We start from the raw sequence: 18,091 nt of genomic DNA on the forward strand, positions 1-18,091 counted from the left end.
GGAGTGTATAAATTGTGTGATAACCAACTGCCTGTATACGTCGTTGATGATGACGAATCTGTCAGAGATTCATTGGCGTTTATGCTTGAAGAGCACGACTTTAATGTAACCAGCTTTCCTGATGGTGTGACTTTTTTAAATAGCGCTGATATCCAACAAGCGGGTTGTGTGATTTTAGATAGTCGTATGCCAAAGCTTCGCGGCCAACAAGTACATCAAATCCTGACAGAAGCACACAGTCCACTCGCGGTTATTTATCTGACGGGACATGGTGATGTCCCAATGGCTGTAGATGCCTTACAGTCTGGAGCCGTCAACTTCTTCCAAAAGCCAGTAAAAGGTGCAGAGTTAGCTCAAGCGATAATCCAGGGATTGGCGCAGTCATCTGCCAAACTAGGTACAATGGAAGCAAAAAACGCGTATGCGTCGTTAACACCTCGAGAAAAAGATATTCTGCGCTTAATCATAGCCGGAAATCGCAACATTCGTATTGCTGATGAACTTTGTATCGCTATGCGGACGGTGGAAGTTCATAGAGCTAGTTTATTGAGAAAATTCAGAGCAAAAACGGTGGCTGAGTTGGCGTTTATTTATGGTTTGACCAAAAACAGTTAATCGAAGTAATTTTACCTCATTAAAGAAAGTAACTCTTCATGTGAGCTAGGAAGTATTCAACGCGCATTGGCTTTAGTTTTCGCTCTTTGTATACCATGTTAACAGACGATTGCTGATAGATTTCGTTTGGAAGGACAGGCACTAGCGTTTGATCGGTATCGTATTTTTCTACTAGGTTAGGCATGATGAAAGCTAGTCCTAGGCCTGAAGCACAAGCTTTGAAAATGGTATAGCCGCTATTGACTGTCAATACCACAGGTAGCTGTTTAAGTACTGACTTATCTGACTCTTGATAAATGAATGGATTTTTAGATTTGAGCTGTCTATGAGGTGCTTTTAGGTCAGCAATAGAGCTAATGTCGCCATATTCTGAAAGATATGTCTTTGATGCCATAAGGTATCGTTTATATGATAATAACTCACTTGAAATCAAGCTCTTATTACTTACTTCTCCAATACAAAACCAAATGTCGATGCCTTCTTCAAGCATATCGACTTGCCGATTAGAAAAATCAAGATCGAGCAAAACTTTAGGGTACTTTCGGGAAAAACTCACGAGGGCGTCTTGAAGTAGGAGGTTACCAAGGTCAACAGGTACAACAACTTTCAAAATGCCTGTGGGCTCAAGTTGGTGGTGCATTATTTCATCTTCTGAACGACTTAACACATCGTCCACATTTTGACAGTAGCGGTAGAGTGCTTTTCCCTCCTCAGTTAGGTCAAGTGCTCGTGTTGAACGTATGAGGAGTTTGACGCCGTAGTATGCTTCTATTTCTGATATCTTACGGCTTACGGTAGAGGCATTGATTCCTAGCTCTTCAGCGGTTTTAGACAACGAGTTTAGGTCTACTACACGCCGAAAGATGACAAGTGTATTTAAGTCAAAGCGATTATTGTTTCTGTGCAAAACTGTTCCTGATTTTGAGCCATTTAACCATAAGTCTATATGTAGATAATATGAAATCAATACACAGTATCTGATTGTAGTTTGCTCTTTCTAGGTATTGACGTTAATAGTACCGAATGAAGGACATTCTAAGATGAATTTAACTCTCCATAATCTTTCGAAACCTCTAACTTTAGCTGCCATTGTTCTATTGGTAATCTCTGCTGTTAGCATGATTCTTAGTGACTTGTACTCTCCATTTACTACGGATAGTTACGTGGTAAGTGATATATCGAAAATATCTACTGATATTGACGGTGTGGTAGAGCACATATACGTAAAAAATGGTCAATTTGTTAAGAAAGGTGACCCTCTTTTTAAAATTGAAACTGATGAACTTCAATCTAAGTACGATACTGCTTATGCAAATTTGATTATTCTAGAACAGAACTTTAAGAAGATTGAACTTGAAATGGGTTTGATTGAAAGCGAAATAAAGCAAAAAACAGAAATTTCCAGTAATAAAAAACAGCACTATGTCAGGATGAAAACCCTTTTACGTAATAAAGCTATTAACCAGCAACAATATGATAATGCTTACACAGCGTACGTTGATGAAATAAGAGAAATAGAACAACTTAAAATCAAGTTACAGATTAACCACGTTAAGCTTGGCTCAGAACAAGGTGGAAACGGTGGGCTGATGTTAGGGAAAGCTATATTAGAAAAAGCTAGGAAAAACCTTAATAAAGCTACAGTACATGCTCCATTTGACGGAGTAATCACCAATATGCAGCTCGTAAAAGGTCATTTTGTATCAAAGAGCTCACCGCAAATCGTCATAACCTCTCAATCACAGAGACAGCTCGTCGCTGATTTTAACGAAAAAGGTTTAGATCTTTTACCCAATGCGGATTGCTTGGTTGTGTTTGATGCTATACCCGGCAGAATATTCAAGACACAAGTAACAAGCATAGACCAAGCGATAACTGTAACTGGGATTGGCGATCAAAAGTTAGGAGAGACCGCTACGGTAGCTCAGGGAGATAGATGGGTACGCAAAAGCCAATACGTTCGCTCTACTCTAAATATGCCAGATGTTGATAGCAGTCTAATTTCAGGTTCTCGAGCAACAGTAATGGTAGTTCGTGACGATAGCAAATACTGGAATTCGTTTTCATATATGACGATGCATATTATTGCATTGTTTCGTTACCTATACTAATGAAAGATATATCCTATGTTTAACATAAAAGCACCAATGATAAGAAGTGCACTGTTTTTTACTCTATCGATTGTTATCACAGATATGTTGCATTTAGGAATGCCAGTATTTAGTGTTTTTTTAGGTCCAGCTTTGATCTTACGAGATAAGTTTAGCTTGAATAAATCATTAGTGTTCATATCTTTAGTTAGCATTTATTTTATTTCAGGATCCTTGGCCGCGACGATACTCGATCATAACCAGTGGGCTTTAATAGTAATCTCGATTTTCGTTATATATAGTTATTTGCGAATTGAGAAACTTGCATCATTTTCAACGGCGCCGTTATTTTTATATTGTTATGGGGTTATCAATACAACATATGGAGTTTCGATGGAGTTGTATTTTTACCAACTTCTACATGTCGCGTTCATGATGCTACTACTAGCAAAAGCTATTTTTTGGATTTTGCCGACTTCAACTAACCAAATGTCATCTAAACAAAATCAAAAAGTCGCCAAGCGTTCTAAGACTCTGAATGTGATATCCACCATCATCATATCTCTATCCTTGGTTTACTTTCTATCGATTGAAGTTGGCAAGGCCATATTCTGCCTTTCAGTGATCATAAGTATTGTTTGTAGACCAGATTATGCTTCGATCATAAAAGGCCTAAAAAGTATCTTACCGCTGCAGGTATCCGGCTGTTTCATTGCGCTAGTATTACATATGCTTGTGGCCGGTCATGGCCAAAATATACTGATGCTATCGCTAGTGATATTTGGCTTCTCTATTGTTGTATTTTACTTTGCTCATAGTTCGGAGAAAGTCTCTAAGAAAATACCAAACTTTGAAATTGGACTCCTGGCAGCTACGCTGACACCGTTTACGCTTTACACTCATTCAACTGGATTCGATATTGGTCCATTTATTCGACGAGCTGCGAATATGGGCGTTATTTGGGGGTTGGGTACACTCATGATTGTGCTGCTGCCATGGTGTCTATCGTGGTTCAAGCGTATGTAAACACATTGCACTACAGATCAGGTATTTTGTAGAAGGATAACAGTATCAATATGATGTTTTAACTAAGTGTCAAAGTGTGCTAGTTCAAACATTCAATGTGAATACAGTCATAGAGTACTATCCAATGCTCTTAAATATAGTTTTAATCGTTTCACGAAGCCACTCATGACCTTTATCTTTCTTTTGTGATTGATGCCATGTCATATATATGGAAACTTTCTTCGCAGAAAATGGTAATGGGAGTATATTCAAATCTAATCGTTCCGAAAATTTATTTGCATACCATTCACCACATACACTAAGCCACTCTGTTTATGAAAACAATTGCATTCCTGTTAGTAGTGAACCTAATACTAAGGTTAATACGATTGTTTTTAGGACAGAATGCCACTTGATTAATAGTTGCTATTCGAGAGCAAGTGATAAATCTTTTATGTTACTCCTCGATGCTTCGAGTGATGAACGAGTTTTAAAAGATGTATTAAAAGAACAGTTTATGCGAGAAAAGCCCGTTGGGAAATGGCAAAGATTTAAAGCATACATGACGTTATAAAGAGTCCGTTACTGCCCCCAGTTGCTCTAAATGACAACCGGGGTTAATGAACGCTATGTAAATATAAAATAAGTGTAATAGCTATTACAGGAGTGCTTAACCTTAATCAAAATACTATTTTCCATTCTGTACTCATATTAATCGGCTTTATTATTCCTTTGCTTGTTAGTTTCTGCAATTCATCTGTGTGCTTGTCGTATTTATCTTCACGTTCTGGGTCGTCATGATGTAGCCACAAAGATAAGCCGCCATGGCTAGCGGTATAATGAAGCATTTGTTGGTCTCCGTTCGAATTGCCAACAGCAATTATTGGGACTAACTCACCAAATGTATGCTGGATGAGTTCAGATTTATGTGCCCAGTTATTAATCCAAAGTGGCTGCGCAGAGCGAGTTAATACGCCAATTCCATTTTCAAAGGTTAAGTCGTGTTTAATAGAAGTCCCAAATACTCTTTCTGGTGGAATACCGTAAAGTTGTTGGCTAAGCGGCCTCAAGAAATCAACTTCATCTGCAGTGAATATAAATACTTTGAACTGGTTTTGATGTAAGTAATCTATCAGCTCCTTCATTGGTGCGTAAGTTAAATCTTGATATCCCACATCATATTTAGAGTGTTTCCATGTTTTTAGAAACTGCTCGTTGTGTTTCGTGAAGGCACTGCTCGTCATCCCGGAATAGGGAACACCAAGCAATTGTTCGACGATGCTATCTAAGCCAAAACTCTCTATATCAAATAACTGACCGTAATGAGAAAGGTCTGGTTTACCACTTGCAATCGTTGCCCAGGGCTGCCTTGTCGCGAGACTTTTATCTCTTTTAAGCTGCTCGCCTAAGGTATGAAAGACTGCTTGAAAATGAATGTAAGTAGGCTTTTCGTTCCAAAGAGTACCGTCATTATCAAAGACCGCGATACGCTCTTCCGGTGGTCTATACTGAGCACTGGATTCATCGACTGTATCGGCAACAAAATCCATAATATGTTGCTTAAGAGCGGTATCATTCCAATTAGCTAAGGATTGCTCAGCCTGTGCTAAAGGGATTGAAATTATAATCATAGACAGAAGGCTTAATATTATTTTTATTAATTTCAAAACCAATTCCCCTTAATCACTTAACCAAGTGGAAATATTGTACAGTATGACTGAATTTGCAAGTTCATATCGAAATTAATGCGTATTCTCTTTAGACGAACTTGAAGTCAGAATGAGTGTCTTTGTCTTGAGCTTTTTTCTAGCAATTATCAACTTCATGTCCTAGGTTTCAGTTAACTGGTGATTAAGAAATTACTCTTAAACTGGTTCTATTAGCTGAAATGGAGTTTATCTATGAAGAGAGTTATTTTGGCAGGTCTCCTTGCTACCAGTATGTTGGGAGCAGCACATGCCGCTGAAAAGCCCAACATTCTTGTAATGTGGGGGGATGATATTGGTCTTTGGAATGTCAGTGCATACAGTGGTGGTCAAATGGGGTACACCACCGATGGTATTGATCGTATTGCAAATGAGGGAATAAAGTTTACGGATTACTATGGTGAGCAGTCTTGTACGGCAGGACGCTCCTCCTTTATTACAGGGCAAAGCGGTCTTCGGACAGGGATGACAAAAGTAGGAATGCCTGGCTTTCCTCAAGGTCAGACAGACGATGACATTACTATCGCGGAAGCGCTAAAAAACCACGGTTATGCAACGGGTCAATTTGGTAAAAACCATTTAGGTGACCAAGACCACATGTTGCCTAATAAGCATGGTTTCGATGAGTTCTATGGTTTTCTTTATCACTTAAATGCGATGGAAGAGCCTGAGTACCCGAACTACCCTAAATCCGCTGAATTTAAAAAGAAATTTGGGCCACGTGGGGTACTTCATGCGACCGCAGATGGCAAGGTTGTTGATACGGGGCCATTAACGGTCAAACGTATTCAAACCATCGATGATGATATCACTGAACGTGCGATGAAGTTCATGGATAAAGCGCAAGCCGATGGTAAGCCGTTCTTCGTTTGGTGGAATGCAGCGAAAATGCACTTCCGCACACATATCAAACCTGAGTCAAAGGGCCTTTCAGGAAGAGGCTTTTATAACGATGGTATGGTCGAACACTCAAATCATGTCGCTACCCTTCTTGATTATCTTGATAAAAAAGGGATAGCAGATAACACCATTGTTATCTATGGCACGGACAATGGCCCTCAAACCAATACTTGGCCTGATGGTGGTATTTCGCCATACCGAGCAGAAAAAGAGACGCAATATGAAGGTGCATACCGAGTTCCATTTATGATCCGCTGGACTGATGGAGGCATTAAAGGCGGTAAAGTGTTAGATGGTATGGTGGCACACCTTGATTGGATGCCAACGCTTCTTGCCGCAGCAGGTGAACCAGATATTAAAGACAAACTCTTAAAAGGGGGTTATAAGGCCAACAACAAAGAGTTTAAAGTCCACCTAGACGGCTATAACGTGCTTCCATATTTGCAAGGTAAAGTGGATGAATCACCACGAAAATGGTTTATCTATCATACGTCAGAAGCAGAGCCAGTCGCGGTTCGCAATGACGTGACAGCGGGTGACCAAGAAATGTCCCTGAAATGGACATTTGCTGAGCAGAGGGGCTATAGAAATGGCCTCGAACTATGGGCTGAACCGTTCACCTGGCTTCGTACACCGATGCCAGTAGATTTGAAAATGGATCCGTTTGAACGAGCCTCTTACGATTCGACCACCTATGGCGACTGGTGGGTGAATCAAATTCCATTCATGTATTCCATGATGGCCCACATGCAAGAGTATGTGATGACATTTAAGGAGTTCCCTGCCTCGCAAAAACCAGGCTCATGGTCACTTAAAGACTTGAAAGACAATGCCTATAAGCTTGAAGCTATGGGTGAGAACAAAGACAAATAGAGCCTAACTCGATGCTCCTTGTACCTCAAGGAGCATCATTGATTAAGTTAATTGGTAGCGTATGGACACGAAAAGCATTGCATCAGAACTACAATCCCTATCTCACTCCCTTGGTAAGCAGATTATTGGACAACAACACGTTGTTGAGTCCATGTTAATTGGTCTTATTGCGAATGGGCACATATTACTGGAAGGCATGCCTGGCACGGCTAAAACGCGCTCCGTGCGTTCTTTAGCAGAGAGTTTATCCGTCGATTTAAATCGAATTCAGTTCACTCCCGACCTCATGCCTTCTGATGTAGTAGGGTACGAGACGCTCAGTAGTGATAACCAGATGACTTTTAACTCAGGGCCCGTGTTTACCAACATTCTTCTGGCCGATGAAATCAACAGAGCACCTCCTAAAGTGCAGTCTGCGCTTCTAGAGGCTATGGAAGAAAGGCAAGTCACCATTAACGGAACCTCTCATTCACTTCCCGATATTTTTTTGGTACTGGCCACGCAAAATCCCGTCGAGCAGGAAGGGACTTATCCACTTCCAGAGGCTCAATTAGATCGGTTTTTGATGAAAGTCGTTGTCGATTATCCCACACCTGAAAATGAGCTGAAGATTTTACAATTGGTCAAGGGTGAAGAAAATCAAACAACAGCCCCATCAAAAGTCTCGCCAGAGCTGATATACAGTGCTCGTCATCAGTTAACCTCCATTCGGACCTCTGAGTCCATTGAGCACTATATTGTTGATTTGATCAACGCAACACGCGACTTGACGCTGTTCCCAGATTCTTCATTATCGAAATGGATAGACATTGGTATTAGTCCTCGAGGCTCTATTGCATTAGATAAGGCCGCTCGTGTTAAAGCGCTTCTTGAAGGACGGGATTATGTTGAGCCAGACGATGTGTTGTCGGTAATTGATTCCGTTTTAGGGCATCGACTCATACTGACCTATGATGCTATTGCTGACGGCATTACGTCCAAAGAGGTCATTAAAGAGCTTACGCAATGGGTTTCGTTACGGTGATTAAATGATGGATGAACGTTTGCACATCACTTTGGATAGTTTACGCCACTTAAGAAACAAAAGTAAAAAACTGAGGATTGATGAGCGTTATAGAGGTGGAGGAATGTTCTCTGGGCGAGCTCAATCCAAACTCAAGGGGCAAGGGTATAACTTCGATGAGCTGCGACCGTTTCGTTTTGGAGATAATCCAAGAGATATTGATTGGAAAGCCTCGTCTCGCTCAGGTAAGCAAATTGTCAAAGTGTTCACACAAGAAACGGATAAACCGACCGTCATCCTCTGCAACCAAAATGAAGGCATGCTATTTGGTTCCAAGGTTTATACCAAGTCGGTTGTGGCGGCACATTTAGCCGCGCTACTCGGCTTTCATTTTTTAGAGCAGGGCGAGCGAGTAGGTGGCATCGTAGTCGACAAGCAAGGGCATCATGTTGTGCCTCCTAAACGAGGGGTCAAACCGTTTACTCGCTATCTCGATGTGATAGTCAAATCTAACCAAGCTTTGCTTGACGTTAACAACGCCAACTCGATTGAGAAAGCCGATGCGAATCAGCGCTTCAAACAGGTCGTGAGTGACGCGACTCGCCTGCTAGGTAGCAATGGAACTTTGGTGGTGATTAGCGATCTAGAAGGCATCGACCTTGCCATGCTCGATACGCTGAAGCTGCTCACTCATAAACACAATGTCCTCTTTTCCCTCGTGTATGATCCGTTAGAGATTGACTACAGCCAAGCAACTGACTTGGCGATCAGTGATGGTATTACTCAAGTGTCGTTGTCAACGTCAAAAAAAGCAATGGAGTCATTTCGCAAAGAAAACGAAGCAAAAATAGAACAGATCCAAAAGCTATTAAGTGGAAGTGGGCTCTCGTTTGCTATGTTGGATACGATCGACGAGCCCTATAAGCAGCTTTCAAAACTTATAACAGGGAAAGCGTGATGGTGACATTGGATGTACCTCAACCAGAGAATTTTGGAAACTATCTACTCAAATCTGAAGGATTTAACACTATTGTCTTGCCCGACGTGGTGAGTTTAGCGCCGCAAACCATAGGGGCTAAGCTGTTAGTGCTGGGTTTTGTGTTGATAACGTGCTTTGTGATAGTTCGATGTTACAAAGCTTGGAAACGAAATGCGTATCGAAGAGCCGCTCTGTTTCAGCTGAAACACATTAATGATGAATCTATGAATGGACAGCTCAACCACATCCTGAAACAGACAGCCATCAGTGCCTTTCCTAAACGCGCCAGAGGGGCTTTATATGGTGAAGCTTGGCGGCAATTCTTAAACCAAACAATGAACTCAAATAAAGCGAAGTTCACAGCGGAAATGGTCCAGTTTTTAGAGCGAGAGCAATATGCGGGTGTGTCGTTGAACCGTGGTGATATAGAAATACGGCAAGAATGTCGATTAGTGGCCATCCAGTGGGTGAAGCACCATCGTGAGGAGAAAGGCTCATGATGTTATTGCAACCCTGGTGGTTGATGCTGTTTTTTCTGCCCGTTGCGGTGTACTACTTTATTCCTCCTTATCGCCGAAGCCGCTCCGTCATAAAAGCGCCGTTCTATGAACAGGTCATCAAGATTAATGGTGGTAAAGGCTCCAGTATCGCCAAAGTTGACAAAAGAAAGCGTCTTCAAAAATGGTCGTTGTTGTTAACCTGGGCGTTGCTTGTTCTTTGTGTTTCTGAGCCTGTGTTAGTGGGCAAGCCGACCACCGAGAAGAAGTCAGGGCGAGACTTAATGGTGGCGATAGACATGTCAAAGTCAATGAACAAAAAAGACTTTGAGCTAGCCCCTAGTAAACTGGTGTCTCGGTGGGAGGGATTAAAGTCCTTGATGGATAGTTTTTCTAAGCAACGAGAAGGGGACCGATTAGGGCTCATTGTATTTGGTAGTGGCGCATATCTGATGGTGCCGTTTACTGACCAGCTAAACTCTTGGCGCGAAATCCTTGACAGTATGGACGTTGAGATAGCAGGCTCTGCAACGGCGATTGGAGATGCCATAGGACTGTCTATCAAAGCATTTGAACATTCGAAAGTACAAGAAAAGGCGCTGCTTTTGGTGACCGATGGCAGTGATAACGCCAGCGTACTGCCGCCAGCAGAAGCTGCTAAAGTGGCAAAAAGTAGAGGGATAAAAATCTATACGTTGGCTATTGGCAATGTTGAACAACAGCAAGGCCAAGATAGAGTGGATTTTAAAACGCTACAGTCTGTCGCAAGCGTGACACAAGGAAGCGCATTTAAGGCCGAGGATAACGATGCTCTGTCGAATGTTTTATCTCAAATCAACAGCATCGCACCAAGTCAATTTCAAATTTCTACCACACCAAACTACCTTTATTTGTATCCCTATATTTTGACCTTGGTGATGAGCTTTAACTTGTTGATGTGGGTGTATTTGATTGTAAGTGCATGGAGAAAACCATAATGGCGTTAACACTTTTTGGCACCACAATTTACTTTCTTTCGCCTGCGTTCTTGTGGTTCCTTATCCCGATAGCGCTACTGGCTTGCTATTTGTTTTGGCGGGCACGCGTTGGACGTGAAAAAAGTAACGCTATTGCTCCGCATTTACTGAAGCTACTGACTGTTAAGGCTTCAAGGCGAACTTCAATGTTGACGCCCTCCTTTGTGGTCTTGGTAGTGATGCTTTTGTTGGCATTCGTACTTGCTCGACCTGTTTGGGCGCCAAAATCCTCAACTTATTATCCGAATTCGCCCCTGTATATTGTTCTTGATGTGTCTAACAGTATGCGAAAAACGGACGTGCAGCCTTCACGTCTGGATAAAGCAAAATTGCTGCTTGAGCAGTTATTGCAATCAGGTGTCTCAAGACCTGTCAGTATTGTGGCATTTTCAGGATCCTCACATCAACTGGTGCCCTTCACCGACGATGCAAAGATGGACTTACTTTACCTGTCTTATTTGTCTCCATCAGTTATGCCGTTAAATGGGGGGGATGTCACATCTTTGGAAAGGCTGATGTCAACAACACTGCCTAAAGGCTCTGAGTCTATCGATATGCTATTTTTGACCGACGGCGGCCTAGACGATCCAAAAGCGCTGAAGACTTATTTAAATCAGCAAAAAATGACAAGCCATGTGATCTATTTTGGCCCTCTGGGAGAGCAAGTCGCTAAGACGCTCTCTTCTAACCGTTATGATGGAGGTTCGTCAAACTTTGACATTCTAACGCTCAGGGCCAGCCTGTTTGAACTTATAACGAAAGGTCATTCTTTGTCAGAAGGGTTGGCGGATGAATCACACTGGCTATTGGTGTTCATTGTTGCTTTGAGCGCATTGTGGTTTCGAAAAGGGTGGGCATTAAGGTTCTCGTGGTTTTTTGTGGTTCCCTTTCTTTGGACACCGTATGTTGAAGCTAACATAAAAGACGTATTTTTAACTAAAGACCAGCAGGCCATGATTTATATGTACTTGGGGGATTACAAAAGTGCAGAATCCCTTTTTGCAAATGAAGAGTGGCGAGCGGTCAGTTGTTATTACCAAGAAAAATTCCAATGTGCAGAAAAGCGCTTTGTCAATGTGGGTTCGGTAGAGGGTACTTACAATGCGGCGAACGCTTTGGCTCAGAGAGGCATATATAAGAAAGCACAGAGTTATTATCAAGCGGTGTTAGCCATAGAGCCGAACAATAAAGAGGCTCAACATAACCTTAAAATAGTCGAGGGTATTATCAAGAAAATTGATCGCCTCAGTCAGTCTTATGATGATAGTCGTCCCCCACAACAAAATGAATCCAAGCCGCCTCCTGATGAAGATGAAATTGCAAATGGCAAGAAACAGACGGTCATAGGGGTTCGCCCCGTGTCTTCACTCAAAGCGCAGGATGTGTTGGCGAATAAAGCGGCCACCGACAAATGGTTGAGAGACGTCAGCAAAGATCCTGAAGACTTTATTCGAAGAAAGTTTTTAAACGAATTTAACCGAGGAAAGTCCAGTGAATAAAGTAAAGATGCGGTTGTGCCTGTTGCTGTTCTTTTTTTCATCGCTGGGGCAGTCAAGTACATTGGTGTTGACTCATTTAGATAACAAGGAGATGGTTGCGGTCAATCAACGGGTCGCTATGTCCGTGAGTGTACTAACGGATTCGTATTTCACGAACGGGCCTGTATATAGGCTTCCCGCAATTAATCATGCGCTTGTGTTACAGCAAGATAAAGACGTGGTGTCGTCGTTCACCGATTACCAAGGTGTTAAGTACGTTAGTCAAACGTTTACTGTCGATATCTATCCAACTCACGTTGGCGTGTTGACCATCCCATCACTGAGCATCACCACTCAAGTCGAGGGCAAGGATAGTAAACTTGAAACGCAAGCTTTTACGTTAGTCGTGTCACAGCCCACTGAAACCCAACAATTGGGGGATATTTTGGTGTCGGACAACGTGGATGTCAATGAGACTTGGGGTGGTCAAAAGCCAAATTATAAGGTTGGCGATATTGTAACAAGAAAGATAGTCATACGTGCTGAAGACAGTACGAGTCTCATATTTCCCGACTTTGTCCCTAATAAGAGCGTTCATTACACCGTTCAAATAGGCAGTCCTCAATTGCAGGATGTGAACAGTCGTAATGATAACTTTGCAGAGCTGCAGCAGACTTTAACGTACACCATCAAAGAAAGTGGTCGCTACCACTTGGGAGGAGAAACGCTGAGATGGTGGAAGCCTTCCACACAGGAACTGGAAAGCTATCAGTTTAAGCCACTGCAAGTGGATGCTGGTTTTAGTCTACAGCAATTTCTACTGAATCACTGGGCCATCCTCATTGCCGTCACTGCTATTATCCTTGTGGGCTATCATTACCACAAAGCTGTTATTACCATAGTAAGGAATGTCGTTCGTTATTTATTTAGCGGCGGCCTGGGATGGTTGAGTCTGTTGTATCACCATAAAACTCGTCACACTAAGAATATTAATTTATATACGGAAGTGTGTAGTAATGATGCGCTGAGAAAGAAGGTGATGGAGCACGCTTTCAGTGACAATCAGAGAGTGAAAACCAAAGAACGGGTGGCGTTTTTCTTTACCTGCTCTAAACTTAAAAATAGATAACAATAACAAACAGATAATAAGTGATCAGGATGATTCTAGTATGAAGCCAATAGTAGTGGGTAGTGTATTTGCCGCGGTATCAGGGTTTTGCTCTTTAGCTTTTCAGACCCTTTGGTATAAGCAGTTGGCACTGGTAATTGGAATTGATGTGTATGCCACGAGTATTGTCATCGGTGGTTTCTTATTAGGGGTCGGCCTTGGTTCTTTGTGCTTTTCTCGGTATGTCAATCGAATTACGAACTTAACACTTGCGTATGCCTCCCTTGAGGCATGCGTTGCTCTGAGCGCGCTAATTGTAAGTAGTGTGTTGTATTTGGGCATCGACCCCTACCTGTCTCTTGAAGCCATAATGGGTGATAAGGCACTTCTGGTTTATTCATTGCTGTTGGCGGTCCCACCTTTTTTTATGGGCGGCACGCTTTTACTGTTAATTCGTTGGTTAGAGATAGAGCTAAAGAAGACGATTGCAGGTACTTTGTATGGCATGAACATCCTAGGTGCCGTCATTGGTGCACTTAGCGCCCCGACCATACTGATGCCATTGTTTGGAATAATTCATTCCATTTGGCTTGTTGTTGCAGTCAACTTAATGTTGGCAATGACCTCCTACTTCTTTATCACTCAGACGCGTGCATCAGTCGCAGATACTTCTGCTGATAAGCAGGGGCATATTGTGTATAGAAAAACACTAATAGCACTCTATGCGACGTCAGGGTTTGTTGCTATCGGAATGGAAATCATATGGATACAAACTGTGGTTCAATATATGAACACCCGCGCGTTTGCTTATGCCACGATATTGAGTGTTTTGCTATTGGGCTTAATGGCAGGAAACTTCACTGCTAACCGACTGAAACTGTCGTCAGAGAAAAGTTATGCTGCGTTACTATTTGTGATGCTGAGCGCTATGATAGCCACGATTCTCCCGTACTTACTTATTAATGAGTCAGTATGGATGGCGCAATTGTCACTAAAATCCTTCGTTTTTGAAAGTGTTGGACAGGCAATGGCGTCGAATGCCATATCATTTATCTTCATTGCGTTTTTCTTTGTGTTTTTTGGCGCTTTTTTCTTTGGGTGTGTTTTTGTTCTAGCGTTGAAAGTTCAGCAAAATGAGCAGTCACAAGCACGCTTTTCAGGTGAATTACTTGGTTTCAATACTATTGCGGGGGTAATTGCGACCTTTGTGGTTGGATTTTGGTTGGTGCCTTTAATTGGGGCGATAAATACAGTTAAAGTCTTAAGTGGGCTTATCCTATTGGTGGTGGTTTGTGCCACCTATTTTTCTCAACATCGTTTATTAGTTATGACGACATGTGCACTCCTTGTTGTTGTCACCGTTGTGCTTCCTAAGAATCGTCTATCAGAAATGCTTGTGGCGAAGGAAGGTGGAAATCTCCTGTGGTTTGAAGAGGGGATAGGAAACACCGTCGCCGTGATTGAACAGGGTGAAGGAAAGCGCAAGTTTCGTCGTCTTTACATCCAAGGTGTATCGAATACAGGCGATGTCATGGCTTCACTACGGTACATGCGGCTTCAAAGTTACATCCCTGCCTTAGTCGCACCTCAGCCGCCAAGAAAAGCGTTGGTGATAGGCTTAGGGACAGGTATTACCGCTGGTGCATTAACCAATATAGAGTCCCTAGAAGTAAGACACGTTTTTGAATTGTTGCCAGAAGTCCAAGATGCGACTCGTTTGTTCAAAGGAAACTACTTAGCAACAAATCAGCCATCGGACATCGATGTGTTTATTGGGGATGGGCGACACCAGTTAAGTCGGAGCGGCGCTGAATACGACCTCATTACATTGGAGCCACCACCACCCACCGCATCGGGAGTGTCTAACCTGTACTCAGATGATTTTTATAAACTGGCGAAAAAGCGTCTATCCGACTCTGGAGTGTTGGCACAGTGGTGGCCTATCGCTACACAAAGTGTTGAAGCGTCAAGGTCAATTGTCGCAACTATGCTTAACAACTTTAAATATGTCACGCTGTGGAGTACTGAGGTTCATGAAATGTTGTTGGTTGGCTCCGACGAACCTCAAACCCTCTCTTTTGATCAAGCCTCAAACTTTTTCTCCTCTAACCCTAAAATTGAAGCTTCTTTGTTAGAGGTGGGCGTCAGTAGTTACGAGTCTCTTTTAGCGACCTATGTGGGAAGCCGAAAGGAACTTGAACAGTTCGTGCACACTGATACACCGCTAATTACGGATGACTACCCATTATTGGAGTTTGACGAGTGGACAAATGAGCTTGTTATTACAGAAGTTATGCCTGAATTGATTAATTTGTTTACCCTAGTGCCAACGGTTAAAGAGGAACGAGCCGCTCAGGCCAAACTGGAGCAAGATAAATTAGTGGCCTTTTATATTGCGACAATGGCGGCTTATGAAAAACAGCCCGATATCTGGTTAGAGTATATGAATTGGGTATTGAAGCAAGATCCAAATAACGAATATTTCATTTGGTTTAAACCAGATAGCTAGGAGCGCCAACGTTTGAACATTTATAACACGATAGTGGTGGCGTTAGTGACCCTTTGGTCATGTCTATCTTCCGCAGTGCCTGATGAACAAAAGGCGACGGAACTCGAAAAAAAGACGACGCTTGAGGTGAATCGGGGCTTTTTTGAGGCATTTAATCTACCTAGAGAAAAGAACTGGGTTTATCAGCTAGCTGAGTCAGGTCAATTGCAACAAAGATGCTATTTAAATAGTCAAGACTCGTTTGAGGTTGGAGCTAGCTTAGTGTTTCAAAACATCTCAATGGAGTGTATTGAGATTAATCAAACGACTCGTGTGTTTTGGCCACAGAGGTGGGTGGAGCTCTGTAAGCATGAAAACAGTCCTTATCATGATTGCATTCTTAGGCATTTAAATTAATCCACCACTTGATGCTAAGACCTGTAACGATGGTGCAGTAGTTAGCTATCTCACTTCGTTTCTAAACATAATCGTAACGAAAGGATTTTCGACAATGCGATATCGTTTTTACAAACTAATAGTGGTAATGGTGTGTACTTTTTCATCCTATACATGGGCGGCCTCTTTCGTCGATCCTATTGATGGAAAATTTGATGTCGGTGACTATCTTGCAGAAAACGCGTATGGGTTTCTTCCTGTTCCTGTTTTGATCACTGAGCCTGCGGTTGGTTATGGCGGTGGTGTCGTAGGACTTTTTCTTCATGAATCAGAAGAGGCCAAAGAAAAACGTAAAGCGTTAGCGCTAAAATCGGTTGATGGTGGAGCTAAACTGTTGACCCCTGCAATAACCTTGGTGGGCGCTATCGCTACCGATAATGGAACAAAAGCGGGCATGCTGGCTCACCGTCATACTTGGGGGAAAGACTCTATTCGTTACCAGGGCGCGTTGTTTTATGGGGATGTCTATATGAACTTTTATGCTCCTTTTTCTCAAAGTAACGCACAAGGCGTTGAATTGGAGATGCAGGGGTATGGTGTGATGCAAAAATTGCAGTTTAGAGTCAGTGACTCTCCCTTATTCATTGGTGCTGCGCAGCGGCTTTTCAGCCCCACATTCAAAGTGGGTGAGCCAAATCGCGCCTCAGATATTCTTAAACGATGGGTCAATACATCGCCTTTTGTGTCGGGGCTCGGATTGATTTTAGATTATGATACAAAGAATGCTTTTCTTTATCCAACAGAAGGGGGAGACTATACTCTTGAATATACGATGTTTAATGGCGTAGTGGGTAGTGATTATGACTTCAACCTTCTAGCCGCAAGTGGAATACACTACTTCCCTTTGGGAGATTCTTTTAATTTAGGGTTTAAAGGTCTGTTTAATGAAGTATTCACTGATGAGCGTTTCTTACCGCCTCCAGCATACCCATTCATTGATTTAAGAGGGATCCCTCGTAATCGATATCAAGGCAATGTCACGGCAAGCGTCGAGGCTCAGTTAACTTGGAAAATGACACCTCGTTGGTCGTTACTTACCTTTGGAGGAGGGGGAGCGGCGGCATCATCAACCAGTGGGCTCTTTTCTGATGAAATTCAATATGCTTACGGGGTTGGTTTTCGATACCTGATAGCAAGGCGATATGGCTTGCATTCGGGGGTTGATATTGCTACCAGTAGAGATGACAATGCAATCTATTTTCAAGTAGGGACTGGGTTTTAGATGTTGAATTAGGGTCAACAATCCAAAATTGAACAGCACTCAACGATATCCGTCATTTACATGACAATAGTGTAGGTGAATATATCTGAGAGAGGTTATAGGTACCTTCAATATTGGCTAAAAAGAAATACCTATAACTAATGTTGCATAAATTCTAGCAATAATAACTGCTCTAATAAAATGTCACTTTTGCGTTATATTCTGTATGGTCATCATCACCGACAACATTTTTATAGTAGTCAACCGTAAAATAAATGGGTTTGTCTTTTTTTACTTTGTCAGCGATTTTTTTGTCTAACTTATCAACGGATTGAAAATCATATACATGAAATGTATAGCCTGGTTTTAGATTCATCTTTTTTGCTTGTTCCGAGGTAATGTATGTTTCTCTGTATACAGGCGTTAGGTAGGCATCAAACTGCGTTCTAATGTCATCACCTGTTTGAATCTCATAACCAAAGTCGTTGACGACTAATGTTTCCTGTTGTAGCGAACTCATAGATGAGTCCATTGTTTTCTCGTCTGCAGACTGCCCTGTTGTGCATGCTGTTGATAATAAGGATAGTGATAAACAAGTTAAGTACATAAGATTAGATTTATACATGTAAAACCTCTCATTGCTAATTGTTTGCTGCGTTTTGACTGAAATAAAATC

At 42.1% G+C, this 18,091-nt stretch carries 15 protein-coding genes; 12 read left to right on the forward strand and 3 right to left on the reverse strand.

The window, feature by feature from the left end:
• Positions 1-12 precede the first annotated feature (12 nt).
• Complete coding sequence (locus AWH66_RS15220; protein WP_063606178.1) at positions 13-615, forward strand: response regulator transcription factor; 603 nt, start codon at positions 13-15, stop codon at positions 613-615.
• Between the two features lie 19 nt (positions 616-634).
• Here the strand turns inward: AWH66_RS15220 and AWH66_RS15225 are convergent, their stop codons facing one another.
• Positions 635-1,522, reverse strand: coding sequence for a LysR family transcriptional regulator (locus AWH66_RS15225; protein ID WP_240495627.1), 888 nt, complete (start codon positions 1,520-1,522; stop codon positions 635-637).
• Between the two features lie 133 nt (positions 1,523-1,655).
• Between AWH66_RS15225 and AWH66_RS15230 the strand changes: the two genes are divergently transcribed.
• Together AWH66_RS15230 and AWH66_RS15240 are read left to right on the forward strand one after the other, a co-directional pair.
• Positions 1,656-2,726, forward strand: coding sequence for an HlyD family secretion protein (locus AWH66_RS15230; protein WP_063606179.1), 1,071 nt, complete (start codon positions 1,656-1,658; stop codon positions 2,724-2,726).
• Between the two features lie 372 nt (positions 2,727-3,098).
• Positions 3,099-3,731 carry a hypothetical protein gene (locus tag AWH66_RS15240; protein WP_063606181.1) on the forward strand — a complete coding sequence of 211 codons (633 nt, stop codon included), beginning with the start codon at positions 3,099-3,101 and terminating at the stop codon, positions 3,729-3,731.
• Positions 3,732-4,390: 659 nt separating this feature from the next.
• Here AWH66_RS15240 and AWH66_RS15245 read toward each other — a convergent pair.
• The gene (locus AWH66_RS15245; RefSeq protein ID WP_063606182.1) at positions 4,391-5,341 is read right to left on the reverse strand and encodes an HAD family hydrolase; all 951 of its coding nucleotides are present in this window, start codon (positions 5,339-5,341) and stop codon (positions 4,391-4,393) included.
• A gap of 270 nt (positions 5,342-5,611) precedes the next feature.
• Here AWH66_RS15245 and AWH66_RS15250 point away from each other — a divergent pair, with 270 nt between their 5' ends.
• The 9 genes from AWH66_RS15250 (at position 5,612) to AWH66_RS15295 (ending at position 17,436) form a co-directional block, all read left to right on the forward strand.
• Positions 5,612-7,189: an arylsulfatase gene (locus AWH66_RS15250; protein WP_063606183.1), complete on the forward strand. Its 1,578-nt coding sequence runs from the start codon at positions 5,612-5,614 to the stop codon at positions 7,187-7,189.
• Between the two features lie 61 nt (positions 7,190-7,250).
• Positions 7,251-8,213: an AAA family ATPase gene (locus tag AWH66_RS15255; protein ID WP_063606184.1), complete on the forward strand. Its 963-nt coding sequence runs from the start codon at positions 7,251-7,253 to the stop codon at positions 8,211-8,213.
• A 4-nt stretch (positions 8,214-8,217) separates the two neighbouring features.
• Complete coding sequence (locus tag AWH66_RS15260; RefSeq protein ID WP_063606185.1) at positions 8,218-9,150, forward strand: DUF58 domain-containing protein; 933 nt, start codon at positions 8,218-8,220, stop codon at positions 9,148-9,150.
• Positions 9,150-9,671: a DUF4381 domain-containing protein gene (locus tag AWH66_RS15265; protein WP_063606186.1), complete on the forward strand. Its 522-nt coding sequence runs from the start codon at positions 9,150-9,152 to the stop codon at positions 9,669-9,671. The genes AWH66_RS15260 and AWH66_RS15265 overlap by 1 nt, the downstream gene beginning before the upstream one ends.
• Complete coding sequence (locus AWH66_RS15270; RefSeq protein ID WP_063606187.1) at positions 9,668-10,645, forward strand: VWA domain-containing protein; 978 nt, start codon at positions 9,668-9,670, stop codon at positions 10,643-10,645. Before AWH66_RS15265 ends, AWH66_RS15270 begins: the two co-directional genes overlap by 4 nt.
• Positions 10,645-12,183 carry a vWA domain-containing protein gene (locus AWH66_RS15275; protein WP_063606188.1) on the forward strand — a complete coding sequence of 513 codons (1,539 nt, stop codon included), beginning with the start codon at positions 10,645-10,647 and terminating at the stop codon, positions 12,181-12,183. Before AWH66_RS15270 ends, AWH66_RS15275 begins: the two co-directional genes overlap by 1 nt.
• A gap of 64 nt (positions 12,184-12,247) precedes the next feature.
• The gene (locus tag AWH66_RS15280) at positions 12,248-13,291 is read left to right on the forward strand and encodes a BatD family protein (protein ID WP_167360962.1); all 1,044 of its coding nucleotides are present in this window, start codon (positions 12,248-12,250) and stop codon (positions 13,289-13,291) included.
• 40 nt (positions 13,292-13,331) lie between these two features.
• Positions 13,332-15,779, forward strand: coding sequence for a fused MFS/spermidine synthase (locus tag AWH66_RS15285; RefSeq protein WP_063606190.1), 2,448 nt, complete (start codon positions 13,332-13,334; stop codon positions 15,777-15,779).
• A 490-nt stretch (positions 15,780-16,269) separates the two neighbouring features.
• Positions 16,270-17,436, forward strand: coding sequence for a BamA/TamA family outer membrane protein (locus AWH66_RS15295; protein ID WP_063606192.1), 1,167 nt, complete (start codon positions 16,270-16,272; stop codon positions 17,434-17,436).
• 172 nt (positions 17,437-17,608) lie between these two features.
• On the opposite strand, the gene AWH66_RS15300 is transcribed toward AWH66_RS15295, so the two are convergent.
• On the reverse strand, positions 17,609-17,935 hold the full coding sequence (locus AWH66_RS15300) for a hypothetical protein (RefSeq protein ID WP_063606193.1): 327 nt from the start codon (positions 17,933-17,935) through the stop codon (positions 17,609-17,611).
• Between the last annotated feature and the right edge of the window lie 156 nt (positions 17,936-18,091).

Origin of the sequence: Vibrio barjaei (assembly GCF_001639065.2) — a bacterium.
Taxonomy (GTDB): Bacteria; Pseudomonadota; Gammaproteobacteria; order Enterobacterales; family Vibrionaceae; genus Vibrio; species Vibrio barjaei.